The following is a 14,999-nucleotide window of genomic DNA, read 5'->3' as shown; positions in this document are numbered from 1 at the left end:
CCACGCGCCTCCCGTCCGTCCCGCCGTGCGTCCACCGCCGCTGCTGACGCAGCCTGACAGCGCGCACTGTCCCTGCTACCGGTGCGTCGCGATCGCGTAGTGCCGCAGCCGCACGGGCCCACGGAGCTCGGTCGAGACGAGGACCGCGCCGTGGCGCTCCAGTGTCGCGGTCGAGCCGCTGTTGTCGTCGCGGCAGACGGCCAGCACCGGGTCGATGCCGATCCGCGACGCCTGCACGAGCACCTGCCCCAGTGCCCACGTCGCCACGCCACGGCCACGGGCGGACGGGCGGATCCCGTAGCCGACGTGGCCCCTCTGCGGCACGCTCGGGTCCTCCGGCGAGCGCAGCGCGATGCCGCCGAGTACGCGCCCGTCCCCGACGATCCACCAGTGCGCGCCGGACCGGGCGTGCAGCCGCTCGACCCAGGCGCGGAAGCCGTCCTCGTCGTCGACGTCGTCGTCCGGCGTGATGCCGAAGCCGTCCTCGTGGAGGCCGGGGCCCCACTCCCGGTGTGCCTCGGACCAGGCCGCGGCGTACGCGATGTCTGGTCGCACCAACTCGAGCATGCCCGAGTATCTCGAGGAGACGCAGCCGTCCGCTACGGGGCCCGCGAGCACCGAGGGCGGCCCCGCTCCGGTCACGACGGGTCGGCATCGCCGACAGAATGGGTCGGTGCACCGACCGACGCGACCAGCAGTGACCGCTGAGCGGCGTGCGGTCGACCGGGACATCGTCCGCCTCGCGGTGCCGGCACTCGGTGCGCTCGTGGTCGAGCCGCTCTTCCTGCTCACGGACACCGCCCTCGTGGGGCACCTCGGGGCGACACCGCTGGCGGCCGTCGGGCTCGCGAGTGCCGTGCTGTCGACCGTGACCGGACTGCTGGTGTTCCTGGCCTACTCGACGACCCCAGCCGTGGCGCGGGCGCTCGGCGGTGGTGACCGTCGCGGCGCCGTGCACGCGGGCATCGACGGGATGTGGCTCGCGCTCGTGCTGGGGGTGGTGCTGGCGCTCGTCGGTTGGCCGCTCGCCGGACCGCTCGTCGACCTGTTCGGGGCCCCGGCCGAGGTGTCGGCTGCGGCGACCGCGTACCTGACCGTCTCGCTGATCGGGCTGCCCGGGATCCTGGTCGTGACCGCCTCGACCGGACTGTTGCGCGGGCTGCAGGACACGAGGACGCCGCTCGTCGTCGCCACCATCGGGTTCGTCGCCAACGGGCTGCTCAACGCCGTCCTCATCTACGGCGCGGGCTGGGGCGTCGAGGGGTCCGCCGCCGGCACCGTCATCGTGCAGTGGGCGATGGCGCTCGTCTACGTTCGGATTGCGGTGCGGGCCGCCCGGGCGGCAGGTGCACCGCTGCGCCCCGGTGCCTCCGGCGTCGCCCGGGCACTCCGGTCCGGCGCCTGGCTGTTCCTGCGGACTGCGTCGCTGCGGATCGCGATGCTCGCGACCGTCGGCACGGCGGCCGGTCTCGGGACCACGGGACTCGCCACGACGCAGGTCGGGCTGACCGTGTTCTCCACCCTGGCCTTCGCACTCGACGCCCTCGCGATCGCCGGACAGGCGCTCGTCGGGCACGGACTCGGGGCGCGGGACCCGGAGCGGGTCCGACTCGTGACGCGACGACTCGTGCTGCTCGGGATCGCCGGAGGCGTGCTGCTCGGGGTGCTGACCCTGGCCGTGAGCGGGCTGCTCGGGCCGGTGTTCTCGGACTCGCAGGCGGTGCGGGACGCCCTGCCCGTCGTGCTGGTGCTCATCGCCGTCGGGATGCCCGTCGCCGGGTACGTCTTCGTGCTCGACGGGGTGCTGATCGGTGCCGGCGACGCGCGGTACCTGGCCGTCGCCGGAGGCGTGAACCTCGTCGTGTACCTGCCGCTGCTCTGGTGGGCCGGTGGGACGCTCGCGGGGCTCTGGGCGGCGTTCGCCCTCGGGTACATCGGGGTCCGGGCGGTGACGCTCGGGGTGCGCGCGCACCGGCGCGGCTGGGTGGAACGGGCGTTGGCGCGGTGAGCGGGTCTCGTCCTCCTGCCGTGCCCGGTTCTCCTGTTGGGTCTTCAGCTGGTTCCCCTGCTGCGGCAGCGTCGTCTTCAGTGGCGTCGTCGGCCGTGCTCGCCACGGTCGGCATCGGGGTGCAGGGCGTCGCGAAGCTGCTCGTGACCGTCGTCGTCGGTCGGGTGTTCGGCACCGAGACCCTCGGGCAGACCACGGCGCTGCTGTCGCTGTCAGTGTTCGTCGCCCTGCTCTGGCCGAACGCCGCGGGCAACACTGCCTCCCGCTTCCTGGCGATCGCGCTGCGGGGTCGGCGCTCCGATGCCGCGGTGAACCGGCTGCTCGGGGTGTCCATGCTGGTGTCGAGCGTGGTGCTCGCGGCAGTGACCGTGCCGGTCGCGCTGGCCTGGGGCAACGGCCCCGGGATGGTGCTCGGCGGTGCCGCGGTCGTCGTCGGCTACGGCCTCTACTGTTACGCCCGCGGAGCACAGCTCGGCTACGACCGCGCACCGCGGGTCGCACTGTGGGACTCGGTGACGAGCGTGCTGGCGCTCGGGTTGCTCGTGTTGGCGTGCGTCGCGCGGCTCGAGCCGTTCGTGCTGCTGCCCCTGGCCATCGGCTACACGGTGTTCGCGATCGCGTGCTGGCCGCGGGGGAACGGCTTCGCTGCTGCTTCGCGCGAACCCACCGCCGGGGTGCTCGGGTTCGCGGCGTGGAACGTGCTGGCGGTGGTGACCTCGAACGGGTTGCTCCAGCTCACGATGATCTCCGCGCAGGTGAGCTCGTCGGCGCACGACGCTGGTGTCTACGCAGCCGCGTTCACCCTGGCGACGCCGGCGTCGATGCTCGGGCAGGCGTTGGGGCAGGTGCTCGTGCCCGCGTTCGCACACCGGACCGACGGCGCATCGTTGCGGTCACGCGGGGCGCTGCTGCTCGTCGTCGGGTTCACCGCTGCCTCCGCCGTCGTGTTCGGCCTGGTCGCGCTGCTCGCCGGGTGGTTCCTGCCGATCGTCTACCCCGCCGAGGGTGCTGCGGCCGTCGCCGACCTGCGGTACCTCATGGTCGCGGTGTGGGTGTTCACCGTCGGGCTCGTACCGGCGGCGTTGCTGCTCGCTGCTGGGCGGTCACGGCAGGTCGCTCTTGCCTCGGTCGCCGGGTTCGTCGTCGGCGCCGTGCTGATGGCGGTGCTCGGGCCGGTCGCGGGGGTCGCTGGCGGTACGACGGGGTTCCTGGTGGGGAGCGTGGTGAACCTCGTCGCCGTGGTGGCGCTGGGGGTGCGGCGGCGCTGACGGGCGGGTCGGCCGGGCCGCGTCCCGACGTGCTCGGTGTCCGCCACCAGGCCGACGAGTCCGGACACGAGGTCGGTGACGAGACGAGGACGACCGGTCGCACGCGACGCTGTCGTCGATGACGTCGCGGTCACGGCCGGGGCCGGACGGGGCCTTCACCCTCCCTGGGTGAGGCCGGTGACCAGGTTGATCGCGACCGCGACCACGAACGTGCCGAAGAAGTAGGACAACAGAGCGTGCCCCATGGCGACGCGACGCGACGGGGTGGACGACTGGGTGATGTTGCTCGCGCTGTACGCCATCCCGATCGAGAAGGCCGTGTAGGCGAAGTCGCTGTAGGACGGGTCCTCGTCCTGATCGAAGTCGAAGCGGTGGCGGTCGTCGATGTAGTACATCCGCGCGTACTTGAAGGCGTAGACGGTGTTGATGAGCGCCCATGCTGCGACGACCCCGAGGACCGCGAGGATGGCGGCCGCGGATCCCACCGGGTCCTTCTGTTGACTGCGGATGAGCGCGAAGACGACCAGTACCAGGCTGAGGAGGGCGGCGACGATGATGAGCGAGTCGACCAGCTTCCGTGATCGGTCCTCGTGGCGAGCAAGCTCACGGGTCCGCTGGGGATCAGCTGGCCATGCCTTGGACCATGCCCAGACGAGGAACACCGCCGCGGCGGTCGCCCAGCCGAGCAGGGGGGACAGGTCGGGGACGCCGAGCAGCGTGGTGATCGCCGCGATCGCGAGACCGACGCCGACGCCGACGGCGGCTTTCGTTGACAGGTGGGACATGGCACTTCCTTCCTGATCGTCGGGTTTTCGTCGGGGTGCATCGCTTCGGGGTCGCGGTAGGTCGGCTCACCCGAGGCCGGTTCGCGAAAGGGGGACGTAGAGGCCAGCGCGCTCGGCACGGACGGCCGCGAGCGTGCGCGATGTGGCGTCCAGCTTGAGCAGGATGTGCTCGATGTGCGCAGCCACCGTGCGGGGAGCGATCCTCAGCGCCCGGGCGATCTCGAGGTTGGAGCACCCCTCGATCACGTGGCCCAGGACCTCGAGCTCGCGCGGCGTCAGGCCGCGCAGTCGCGGGGCGGGGGAGAGTACGACGACCCCGCAGGCCACCGCGCTGAGGTCCCTCTCGCAGGCCAGTACCGTCACTCGCACGTAGTCCTCGGGCGACTGCCGGCTTCCCCGCGGCCACAGGAAGCAGGCGTAGGCCTGGCCCTCGCTGATGACATCCCGGGCGGCGTCGATCAACGCCGAGTCGGTGCCGAGGAGGTCGTCCTCGGACAGGCCCGGGAGTCGGGCGACTCCGTGGTCGGGGAGGAGGACCACGCCTGCGCCTGCGCCGGCCACGAAGGTCGCCGTCCCCGCGAGGGAGCGGACCGGGTCGATGCCCGACGCGAGCTTCGGCACGAACCGAGCGAGTCGTCGGCGGAGCGCCTGCGACGGTGGGGCTCCGCTCCGGAACAGCACCGTCACGAAGCCCACGTGTCGGCCGCCGTCCTCGAACAGGGCGACGGACAGCGCTTCGTGGAAGCCCGCAGGGAGGAGGCACTCGGCCCACGTCTGCAGGTCGTTCGGCGAGTAGGGCACGTCCGACAGGCTGGTGGGAGGCCGCTCGCGATCGGCTCCGGTCATCTCGATGTCACGTGCCATCTGGGGACCGCTCAAGTAGCGGACGCTCGACGCATCCAGGTCGGTGCTCGCGACCGACCTGTACCGGGTCCCACCCCGTTGGGCAAGTGCCATCCACGCGCCGTCGAAGGGGATGTGGTGGTGCAGCTCGTCGAGCAGTGCCTGGGCCCGCTCGTGGACAGGGCCGGGGCGCGCCGCGATCTCGGCGAACTGAAGCGCAGCAGTGCGTCTCACAGGACTCGACCACCTCAGGACCATGGAGGGCAGGAAGTACATGGAACGTCCGGAACCGTTGCTTCACGGCATACCACGCTCGGACCGTCCTGGTGCGCCCACGGGCAGGAGGACGCATGGGCATGTCTGCCGATGGTGCACGGTCGCCGAGCGACGTCCCATGGTCCGTGTCGCGTGGTCGACCCGGCCCGCGTCCCGTTCGAGTCAGAGCACACACGGAGGGAAGACACCATGAGAGCAGTCGTCTACGAGGGGCCGCGGTCGGTCACGGTGCAGGACGTCCCGGATGCACGCATCGAGCGCGCGACCGACGTGCTGGTCCGCATCACGACGACCAACATCTGCGGATCCGACCTGCACATGTACGAGGGGCGCACGAGCTTCGAGACCGGGCGGTGGTTCGGGCACGAGAACATGGGCGAGGTGATCGAGGTCGGCGACGGTGTCGACAAGATCGCGGTCGGCGACCACGTGGTCCTGCCGTTCAACGTCGCCTGCGGGCACTGCAAGAACTGCGAACGTGGGCTCACCAACTACTGCCTCACGGCACAGCCCGTGCCGGAGTGGGCCGGCGCCGCCTACGGGTTCGCCGACATGGGGCCGTGGGCCGGCGGCCAGGCCGAACTGCTGCGGGTCCCGTGGGGCGACTTCAACTGCCTCCGTCTGGGCGAGGACGCCGAGGAGCGGTCCTCGGACTACGTGATGCTCGCGGACATCTTCCCGACCGGGTACCACGCGACCGAGATGGCGGGGGTGAAGCCGGGTGACCAGACGGTCGTCTTCGGTGCCGGTCCCGTCGGTCTCATGGCCGCGCTGTCCGCCACCATCAAGGGTGCGAGCAAGGTCATGGTCGTGGACCGGCACCCCGATCGCCTCCGGTTGGCGGAGTCCATCGGCGCGATCGCCATCGACGACTCGAAGGTCGATCCAGTCGAGGCCGTCCTCGAGCAGACGATGGGACTCGGCGCGGACAACGGGTGCGAGTGCGTGGGCTACCAGGCGCACGAACCCAGCGGGGACGAGCAGCCGAACCTGACGCTCAACCGGCTGGTCCGGTCGGTGCGGTTCACCGGACGCATCGGGACCGTGGGCGTGTTCGTGCCGCAGGACCCCGGCGGTGCCGACGACCTTGCGAAGCAGGGGCAGGTCGCGTTCGACATCGGGCTGCACTGGTTCAAGGGGCAGACCATGGGCACCGGACAGGCACCCGTCAAGAAGTACAACCGCCAGCTCCGGGACCTGATCGCGGCCGGCAAGGCGACGCCGTCGTTCATCGTCAGTCACGAGCTGCCGCTCGACCAGGCACCCGACGCCTACGAGCACTTCGACGATCGGGACGACGGGTGGACCAAGGTCGTGCTCAAGCCCGGGAAGGCGGCCTGATCATGGCCGACGGGAAGGCGGCAGCGGCCGTCGGACTCGGCGTCGCGGGTCTCGCGGCGGGCCTCGTCGCCCGTTCGCTGGTCAAGAAGGACCGTGCGTCGGACGGAGACGCGTCGCACCCGGAAGGCTGGAAGGCCGTCACCGTGCTGGGCGATGCCGAGGAGTTCCGGGACGGCGGCTACCCGGAGCCCCTGCAGCGCCTGGCGGAGTCGCTCGAGGTCCGGATCGACCCGGCCCCCGGCGACAAGGGCTTCGAGGTCCACGCACGGGTCCGCGACGGGGTCGACCTCGACGCGGACGGAGACCCGGGCAGGGCGTTGCGCGGAGCCCTCCGCGACGCCAAGCAGGTGTTCGAGACCGGCGAGGTGCTGCGCGCGACGCCGCGGCCGCACGGTGAACGACCGCGCACGCTGCTCGGCGGCGCGGTGGACGAGGCAGAGGACGACGCGAAGGGCGAGGGTGTGCTGTGAAGGCGCTGTGCTGGACCGGAGTGAACGAACTCTCGGTGGAGAACGTCGAGGACCCCGGGATCCTCAACGCCCAGGACGCCATCGTCAAGGTGACCCTGAGCACCACGTGCGGATCCGACCTCCACCTCCTCGGCGGGTACGTCCCGACGATGCGGGCGGGCGACGTGCTCGGCCACGAGTTCATCGGCGAGGTCGTCGAGGTCGGGTCGGAGGTGCGGAAGCACGCAGTCGGCGACCGTGTGGTGGTCTGTTCCTTCATCAGCTGCGGGAAGTGCTGGTACTGCCGCAACGAGCTCTACTCGCTCTGCGACAACGGCAACCCGAACGCGGGCATCCCGGAGATGCTGTGGGGCCAGGCGCCCGGCGGCTGCTACGGCTACTCCCACGCGCTGGGCGGCTGGGCCGGGAGTCACGCCGAGTACATCCGCGTGCCGTACGCCGACCAGGGAGCGTTCAGCGTCCCGGAGGGCGTCAGCGACGAGCGGGCGCTCTTCGCCTCCGATGCCGCTCCGACGGGGTGGATGGGCGCGGACCTCGGCGGAGTCCAGCCCGGGGACACCGTCGCCGTCTGGGGTGCCGGTGGTGTCGGTCAGATGGCGGCGCGTGCCGCACTGCTGCTCGGCGCCGAGCGTGTCATCGTGGTCGATCGCTTCCAGGAGCGACTGACGCAGGTCGAGCAGGTCATCGGCGCGGAGACGATGAACTACGAGACCAGTGAGGTGACCGCCGAGCTCCGCGAGCTCACGGGTGGCCGCGGTCCCGACGTGTGCATCGAGGCGGTCGGGATGGAGGCGCACCGGGACGGCCCCGACTTCGCCTACGACCAGCTCAAGCAGCAGCTCCGTCTGCAGACCGACCGACCGACCGCTGTGCGCGAGGCCGTGTTCGCGGCGCGCAAGGGCGGGAGTCTCTTCGTGCTCGGCGTCTTCGGTGGCTTCGTCGACAAGTTCCCGCTGGGTGCGGTGATGAACAAGGGCCTCACGCTCCGGTCGGCCCAGCAGCACGGGCAGCGGTACATCCCGATGCTCCTCGAGCGCATGGCGCGCGACGAGATCGTCACGGAACACCTCGCGACGCACGTGATGCCACTCGACGACGGACCCGACGGCTACGCGATGTTCAAGGACAAGACCGACGGATGCGTGCGGGCGGTCTTCCGGCCCTGAGCGCAGCAGCTCCTCCGCCTCCGGTCGGCGATCGTCCGACGGACGGGCGCTCCCACGTCGTCACGACTCCACACCCGGCGCTCACCTGCCGGCGTCGTCCGGGGCACTGGTCGTGCCGAGCGCGCCGTCGTTCACGACGGCGCGTGCGGCTTCGGCGATGCGCATCTGGTTGGTGCGCGCGTACCGGCGGAGGAGTCGGAACGCGGCGTCCATGTCGATCTGGTGCGTGTGTGCGAGGAAGCCCTTGGCCTGCTCGATGATGACCCGGCTGTTGAGCGCGCGTTGCAGTTGCGTCTGCGCCAGCAGCGCGTGGTCGGCGGTCCGTTGCTGCAGGATGCTGATCGTGGCGACGTCTGTGAGTGCCCGGACGGCGACGGCGTCCTCGTCGTTCAGGGTGCCGGGGGTCTCGCGGAACAGGTTCATCGATCCGAGGGTGCTCTCCCGGAGGCGCAGCGGGATCGAGTGGACGGAGGCGTAGCCGGCCTCCTCGGACGCGGCAGCGAAGGCAGGCCACCGCCGCCGCATCTCGTTCACGTTCTCGACCGACACCGTCGCAGCGGTGGTGAACGCCTCCAGACACGGCCCTTCCCCGGCTTCGAGCTGCATGAGTCCGATGAGGTTGCTGCGTTCGCTGGTCGAGGCGATGACCTCGAGTTGTTGCCGCTGGTTGACGAGCATGATCCCCGCCGCTGACGCGTCGAACAGGTCGACGGCGTTGTCGACCAGGGACTGCAACAGGTCGACCACGTCGTAGTCGGCGACCAGGGAGTCCGTCAGGGTCACGAAGGTCTCAACGAGTTGTTGCTCTCGGGTTCGGGTCATGTCTGCTTCCTTCCCTACGAGGCAGAGTCGTCGCGGTCGTTCGCCCTCTGGCCCGTGAAGTCGACGGTCCGGGCGATGATGTCGGCGGAGAGGTCCATGACCGTGCGTCCCATGGCGAAGGCGTGGGCGCGGAGCAACAGGAGCGCATCCTCGGCCCTGACGCCGGTCTGTGCGGCGAGCATGCCGGACGCCTGGTACACCTCACGGCGGGAGTACTCGCTGATGTCGTCGCCCGCGGAGTCGCCGTCCGTGTCGCTGTCGGCGCGGGCGAGGGCTCGTCGGAGCACCTGACGAGCGGCGCCCTCGGCGAGCACCGAAGCATGCTCCACCGCTCGCGGTGGAAGGACGAAGGCCTCGTCGTGGTACAGGTCGACGGCACCGATGTCGAGGTCTCCGAGGCGCATCGGGAACGCGAACGCAGCGCCGAGACGCAGCTCGCGCATGGCAGAGAGCGCAAGGGGCCACGTGACCGTCGTCGCAGCCTGCATGTCCGGCTCCAGGACCGGTCGCCCGGTCGTCATCGCCTCCCAGCAGGGCCCCTCGCCCAGGTCGAGCTGGATCTCGTCCAGCTGTGCTGCGACGGCGTCGCTCGCGCACACCGTCTCCGATCCGATCGGATCACCGAGGGTCGAGATCGCCACACCCCTGATCGGCAGCGCGGCCAGGAAGGGGTCGCACAGGCCACCGTCGTCGCCGGCACGGAACAACGCTGCGGCAGCACCGACGAAACCGTCCCCGCTCACGCTGTCCCCCTCGCACAGGGTCCCGTCGGACGTGCACGACACTGCTGGATGTCCATGACCGACTCCTCTGGCACGAGCGCAGCACGTGGTCCGGGCAGCTACTGCTCGCGATCCTACGCTTCCACGACACCCATCGAGGGAGCCCCTGCTGGTCACGGTCACGTCCCTTGCGTCCGGGGTGACGCCGCTCTACAGTGGCCCTCAGCTGCCCCAGACCCTGGTTGCCGGAACCCTCGCGTTGCCCGCTTCCGACCAGGAGAGTCTTCATGCTGCAGCTCCTCCGCACGGCGCGCCACCGCTCCGACCCCCTGGACCACCGGTCGGGCGGCAACCCGAATGCCTGCCCGACCGGTCCCTCCTTCCCGGCGGCCGTCGGCCGGACCTCCTCCGCCGACCTCGGACCGGCCATGCGGGGCGTGCGTGCACGCCCCCGTCGTTCGACCGGGGCGGCTCGCCGCTGCACAGTGCTGCGGACGAAGCCGTTCGACGAGGTACCCACCACGAACTCCTCGCACTCACGCGCGAACCCCTCCGGAGCGCCTTCCACGCCTCCTGCACCCGCAGGACGCGCCCACCGGGCCACGTCTGAGGACATCGCGCGTGACGGAGGCGACGGCTCCTGATCCCCCGTCGCCTCCGGGGTCGCGCCGGACACCCTGCCGGCGCGACCCCTCCCCCCTCCTGAGCCACTCCCGTTGCACAGGGTCGCTACCTGGTGCGGTACCGCTGCACCATCGGGCAGGCGAAGGGGTCGCGTGCTGCCAGACCCACGCGGTTGAGGTACCGCACGACGATGGCGTACGAACGGATCAGGTTCGTCTCGGTGTACGGGACGTCGTGGTCAGCGCAGAACCGGCGCACGACGAGGCGCGCGGCGCGGAGGTTCGGGCGGGCCATGTTGGGGAAGAGGTGGTGTTCGACCTGGTAGTTCAGGCCGCCCATGAAGTGCTCGACCCAGCGCCCACCGTGGATGTTCCGGGACGTCAGCACCTGGCGGCTGAAGAAGTCCACCTTCTGGCCCGCCTCGAGGACCGGCATGCCCTTGTGGTTCGGCGCGAAGGCGATCCCCATGTAGAAGCCGAACACCGCCAACTGCACACCGAGGAACGCGAACGCCATGCCGACGGGCAGGAACCAGAACAACACGCCGAGGTACAGCACGAACCGCGTGAGGAACACGCTGCCCTCCGACCAGCGCCCCTTCACGCCTCGCCCGGTCACGTACGTCCGCACGGACTGCCAGTGCAGGTTCGCGCCCTCGAGGAGCAACAGGGGGAAGAACGCGTACCCCTGCACGCGTACCAGACCCCGGAGAAGACCCCGCTTCGCGGCAGCGTCCTCCGGGCGGAACGAGAGGGCCTCGAAGGAGATGTCCGGGTCCTTCCCGACGGTGTTCGGATTGGCGTGGTGGCGGGTGTGCTTGTTCATCCACCACGCGTAACTGACCCCCGCCAGGAACGTGCCGCCGTACCGGGCTGCGCGGTCGTTCCACGTGTGGGACGCGAACACCTGCCGGTGCGCGGCCTCGTGCGACAGGAAGGCGAACTGGGTGAACACCACTCCGAGGACCCCGGCGACGATCAGCTGGAACCAGGACGCACCCAACAGTGCGAAGGCTCCGCCAGCGAGGGTGAGGACAGCGATGAGGACGGCGAACACGGCACAGTAGTAGCCGGTCCGTCGTTCCAGCAGCCCCTCCGCCTTCACCAGCTGCAGCAGTGCGGAGTACGTCGACCCCGCCGTCGTCCCACCGACGCGCGGTCGTGTACGGATCAGCGGAGACGTCTCGTTCGACCGATCGTCGTTCGACATGCTGGCCCTCCCGGACTCGGCAACCATGACGGGTGCAACCGGGGACCGGGGCTACAGGGAGAGGCTACGACCCACGACAGGGGCGGTTGTCAGTTTCCACGGCGCAGCCGCGCGCACGGAGGGCACGCAGGTGCGGCGTGGGAACACTCGCTGCGCTGAGACCACCCGGACGTGCGGTCGCGACCTCAGGAGGTACTCGATGACGACCGGCCCGGCGGGCCTGGAAAGACGACCAAGCCGGTACCCGGGGCCGCGCCCCTGACCAGGTCCGCTGTCTGGTCGACCGTGAGGTCGGACGTGTCGATCCACCACCCTCGCCCGCCCAGGTCCTGCCGCATCGATTCGTCGAGCTCTCGGTACCCGTCGAAGGCGAACTGCTCGCCGGCAGGGCGTCCGGCGTCACGCCTGCGGCAGACGGCTTCGCCCGGTGCGAGGACGATCAGCCGGGCACGTTGCTCCGGGAGCTGCCGGAGCAGACGCTCGAGGTGGCGACCGTCCGGCAGGACACAGTCGACGATCACCGTGAACCCGGAATCCGAGGAGTTCCGCGCGATCGCACCGATGTTCCGGTAGCAGAGCTCCACCTGGCGTGCGGCCTCGTCAGCTGGCGCCCCGAGCGGCCAGACCGCGCCCGAGACGATCATCGCGTTGAGGTCGTCGGCACTGACGTGCACCGCTCGATCCAGCCGGCCGGCGAGGGCGCGGCTCACGGTCGACTTCCCCGCTCCCGGCATCCCGGTCACGACCCACACTGGATCGCCGGTGATCCGGCGCGCCCCGTCACCCTCACGCACCAACGGTCCCCGACCACGACCACCGGAGTGCGTCCGGGAGCAGGACGCCACCGTGGTTCGGCGCGTGCCCACCGTCGCCGACCACCAACCGGAAGTCCCAGCTGGCCCGTGCGAGTACCGATGCCGTGTCGAGGCTCTCGGCGAACCAGTTCCGGTCGGGTTCGTCCCAGTGCAGGTCACGGTGAGCCGCGTGGAGGAACACGCGAGTGGGGCGGTGCGCCTCGGCGGCGAGCAAGGCCGGGTACGGGTTGCCGCCCGGCATCTGCGCGAAGCTCGGGTTGAACGCGATCACCCGGCCGATGCCGTCCGGGCGCGACCACGCGGCGGTCGTCGCGGCATTGCCACCACCGCTGCCCCCGCACACCCCACGCATCATCGGGTCGTCTGCAACGCGGTAACGAGCCGCCACGACGGGCAGGACCTCCTCGAGCAGGAAGTCAGCGTAGGTCCCGTCGAATGCGTCGTACTCGGCGTTCCGGTGCTTGGTCGGTGTGCCGTCGACATCGACGACGCCGGGGTCGACGAACACCCCGATGATCGGTGGGAGCGACCCGTCCGCGGCGAGGTTGTCGAGGACGACTCCGCCTCGGACGTCACCGTCGGGGTCGAGGTACCACCACCCGTCGTTGAAGAACATGACCGCGCTCGTGTCGTCGGCCGAGTGGCCGGAAGGCCGGTGCACCCAGACCCTCCGCGTCGTGCCCGGGAAGCGGATGCTCGAATCGAGCCGGAGTTCGTCGACGGTCCCGGCGGCGACCCCCGGTCGGACCGTCGAGTCGGGGCCGTACGCGGAGGAGACGTCGCGCTGGTCGATCGGGAGCGAAGCGAACGGCACCGTCGGGGACACATTCCGACTGTACGACCACCACCACCGCCCTGCTGATTCGATTCGGTCCGGAGACGCGGCCGAGTGCAGCAGCCGCAGTGCGGAGCGCCGCTGGGCGATGCAGGCGAGGAAGGACGGATCAGGCTGCGCGAAGGCGAGTGATGCGTGTCCGGATACATGCATCGAGGTCGTCGAACTCATCGAGCGATCGCTGCGAGATCAAGCATCTGTCTGGCGAGCGGATCGATTGACCGTGGCGGCTGCCTGGCAACAGGTCGAAGTTGTTGTCACTTGAGACCGACAAGTGACAACAACGTCGTCGATGTCGCCACCTGGCCCGACCAGTTCGCGCAGTACACGCTGAGCGCGCAGGCGACCGACGCCGACCGACCACTACCGGAGCGCGCCCCGCCGTCGCGCCAGCAGCCCGACGACGAGCGCGACGCCCGCGAGGACGAGCCCGCCCACGCCCACCACGAGACAGAACAGCACGAGCAGGGCGAGGCCGATGTCGGCGTCACCGTCGTGTGACCACCACGACACATCGGCCACGAACAGGAAGGCGCCGAGGAACCCCACGGCGAGGAGCACGGTGCTGATCCAGTGGAGCGTCGCTGCGACCCTCATGTGCGAGCGGGCCCCGTCGTGTCCCCGATCCGCAGCTCCGACCGGAACGCCGCCGGCACGGGCTCGTCCCCCTCGAGCATCGCCAGGGCTGCACGGGCCGCAGCGCGCCCCTTCTGCGCGAACGGCTGCACCAGGGTGGTGAGCTGCCGGATCGGGGTGCGGTGCAGCAGGCTGTCGTCCACCGTGATCCCGTCGAACCCGACCACGCTGACGTCCTCCGGCACGCGGAGCCCGGCATCGAGTGCGGCCGAGATCACCCCGACGGCGAGCAGGTCGCTCTGCGCGACCACCGCGGTGGGGACCGTCGCCCCGGGAGCGAACAGGGCCTCGCCTGCGATGCGGCCCTCCTCGACGGAGCTGCCAGCGGTCTCGACCGCGACGGCGTCGGGGTAGACGCCCCGCACACCGCGCAGCCGTTCGAGGGTGGTGTGCGCGACGCCGTCTGCTTCGCGGGCGGCGTCGACGGGACCGCGACGCCGCGCGGCGTCGAACGGGAGCGCCACGATCGTGACGGCGGTGTGCCCGAGGTCGCGCAGGTAGGCAGCGGCCCGGCGCGAGGCCTCGCGGTTGTCGAGGTGGATCGGGACCGCTCCCTCGATGTCGTCCGCCTCGATCGCGACGACGGGGATCTGCCGTCGGCGGAGGACGGCGACCGCGGGGTCGATCCGGACGTTGCAGCCGACGAGCACCACGGCGTCCATGGGTGCGTCGACGATGGGGCCGGCACCGTGTTCGTCGTCGAGCGGGCTCCGGACGAGCAGGAGCGAGGCACCTGCTGCGCCGGCGACCTCGGCGATGCCGTCGAGGGTGAGCACGTTGACCGGATCGCGGAAGGCGTCGCTGAGACGCTCGTCCATCACGACCCCGATGACGCCGGAACGGCCCCGGCGGAGCGATCTGGCCCGCGGGTCCGGGCCGCCGTAGCCGAGCTCGGCAGCTGCGGCGAGGACGCGCGCCTTCGCTTCCTCGGAGACGGGACCGCTGCCGCTGAACGCGAGGGAGGCCGTCGACGGGGCCACGCCGGCCGCCCGGGCGACCGCGGCGAGCGTGGGCCGGGCCGGACGCACGCCGGGACGCTCGGCGGCCCCACGGACGGCTTCCGTCCGCGACGCGCCGGGTCCTGTTGCCGGTTCGTCCATCGCCCGTTAGCGTAGCCCGAACCAGCGGTCGAATCGATTCGACCGGCGCACGACACGCACTCGGCGACCAGCTCCGCAG

15 protein-coding genes are annotated in these 14,999 nt (G+C 70.8%); 5 read left to right on the top strand and 10 right to left on the bottom strand.

The window, feature by feature from the left end; translation table 11 throughout:
* Window positions 1-75 precede the first annotated feature (75 nt).
* Window positions 76-555 (bottom strand): GNAT family N-acetyltransferase, encoded by a 480-nt coding sequence (locus tag AAEP86_RS04355; RefSeq protein WP_420369313.1) that lies wholly within the window; start codon window positions 553-555, stop codon window positions 76-78.
* Window positions 556-697: 142 nt separating this feature from the next.
* On the opposite strand from AAEP86_RS04355, the gene AAEP86_RS04350 reads away from it, so the two are divergent.
* On the top strand, window positions 698-2,008 hold the full coding sequence (locus tag AAEP86_RS04350; protein ID WP_420369312.1) for an MATE family efflux transporter: 1,311 nt from the start codon (window positions 698-700) through the stop codon (window positions 2,006-2,008).
* Between the two features lie 80 nt (window positions 2,009-2,088).
* A complete protein-coding gene (locus tag AAEP86_RS04345; protein ID WP_420369311.1) occupies window positions 2,089-3,276 on the top strand; it encodes a lipopolysaccharide biosynthesis protein in 1,188 nt (395 codons plus the stop codon).
* A gap of 155 nt (window positions 3,277-3,431) precedes the next feature.
* Here AAEP86_RS04345 and AAEP86_RS04340 read toward each other — a convergent pair whose 3' ends face one another.
* Together AAEP86_RS04340 and AAEP86_RS04335 are read right to left on the bottom strand one after the other, a co-directional pair.
* Window positions 3,432-4,061 carry a DUF1345 domain-containing protein gene (locus AAEP86_RS04340; RefSeq protein WP_420369310.1) on the bottom strand — a complete coding sequence of 210 codons (630 nt, stop codon included), beginning with the start codon at window positions 4,059-4,061 and terminating at the stop codon, window positions 3,432-3,434.
* Window positions 4,062-4,127: 66 nt separating this feature from the next.
* The gene (locus AAEP86_RS04335) at window positions 4,128-4,925 is read right to left on the bottom strand and encodes a response regulator transcription factor (protein WP_420369309.1); all 798 of its coding nucleotides are present in this window, start codon (window positions 4,923-4,925) and stop codon (window positions 4,128-4,130) included.
* A 444-nt stretch (window positions 4,926-5,369) separates the two neighbouring features.
* Here AAEP86_RS04335 and AAEP86_RS04330 point away from each other — a divergent pair, with 444 nt between their 5' ends.
* From AAEP86_RS04330 to AAEP86_RS04320, 3 genes are read left to right on the top strand one after another with little or no spacing between them, the layout of a single operon-like run.
* Window positions 5,370-6,521, top strand: coding sequence for a glutathione-independent formaldehyde dehydrogenase (locus AAEP86_RS04330; protein WP_420369308.1), 1,152 nt, complete (start codon window positions 5,370-5,372; stop codon window positions 6,519-6,521).
* 2 nt (window positions 6,522-6,523) lie between these two features.
* A complete protein-coding gene (locus AAEP86_RS04325; RefSeq protein WP_420369307.1) occupies window positions 6,524-6,991 on the top strand; it encodes a hypothetical protein in 468 nt (155 codons plus the stop codon).
* Between the two features lie 35 nt (window positions 6,992-7,026).
* On the top strand, window positions 7,027-8,157 hold the full coding sequence (locus tag AAEP86_RS04320; RefSeq protein WP_420369306.1) for a zinc-dependent alcohol dehydrogenase: 1,131 nt from the start codon (window positions 7,027-7,029) through the stop codon (window positions 8,155-8,157).
* 81 nt (window positions 8,158-8,238) lie between these two features.
* Here AAEP86_RS04320 and AAEP86_RS04315 read toward each other — a convergent pair whose 3' ends face one another.
* The 7 genes from AAEP86_RS04315 to AAEP86_RS04285 form a co-directional block, all read right to left on the bottom strand.
* Window positions 8,239-8,979, bottom strand: coding sequence for an ANTAR domain-containing protein (locus AAEP86_RS04315; protein ID WP_420369305.1), 741 nt, complete (start codon window positions 8,977-8,979; stop codon window positions 8,239-8,241).
* 14 nt (window positions 8,980-8,993) lie between these two features.
* On the bottom strand, window positions 8,994-9,722 hold the full coding sequence (locus AAEP86_RS04310; RefSeq protein WP_420369304.1) for a GAF and ANTAR domain-containing protein: 729 nt from the start codon (window positions 9,720-9,722) through the stop codon (window positions 8,994-8,996).
* Window positions 9,723-10,430: 708 nt separating this feature from the next.
* Complete coding sequence (locus AAEP86_RS04305; protein ID WP_420369303.1) at window positions 10,431-11,534, bottom strand: fatty acid desaturase family protein; 1,104 nt, start codon at window positions 11,532-11,534, stop codon at window positions 10,431-10,433.
* Between the two features lie 185 nt (window positions 11,535-11,719).
* Complete coding sequence (locus AAEP86_RS04300) at window positions 11,720-12,277, bottom strand: AAA family ATPase (protein WP_420369302.1); 558 nt, start codon at window positions 12,275-12,277, stop codon at window positions 11,720-11,722.
* A gap of 43 nt (window positions 12,278-12,320) precedes the next feature.
* Complete coding sequence (locus AAEP86_RS04295; RefSeq protein ID WP_420369301.1) at window positions 12,321-13,175, bottom strand: alpha/beta hydrolase; 855 nt, start codon at window positions 13,173-13,175, stop codon at window positions 12,321-12,323.
* A 372-nt stretch (window positions 13,176-13,547) separates the two neighbouring features.
* Window positions 13,548-13,781, bottom strand: coding sequence for a hypothetical protein (locus AAEP86_RS04290; protein WP_420369300.1), 234 nt, complete (start codon window positions 13,779-13,781; stop codon window positions 13,548-13,550).
* Window positions 13,778-14,920 carry a LacI family DNA-binding transcriptional regulator gene (locus tag AAEP86_RS04285; RefSeq protein ID WP_420369299.1) on the bottom strand — a complete coding sequence of 381 codons (1,143 nt, stop codon included), beginning with the start codon at window positions 14,918-14,920 and terminating at the stop codon, window positions 13,778-13,780. The genes AAEP86_RS04290 and AAEP86_RS04285 overlap by 4 nt, the downstream gene beginning before the upstream one ends.
* Window positions 14,921-14,999: the final 79 nt, after the last annotated feature.

The sequence above is a fragment of the Curtobacterium sp. L1-20 genome (assembly GCF_048755855.1).
GTDB lineage: Bacteria > Actinomycetota > Actinomycetes > Actinomycetales > Microbacteriaceae > Curtobacterium.
This window is presented reverse-complemented; position numbering and strand designations above follow the sequence as displayed.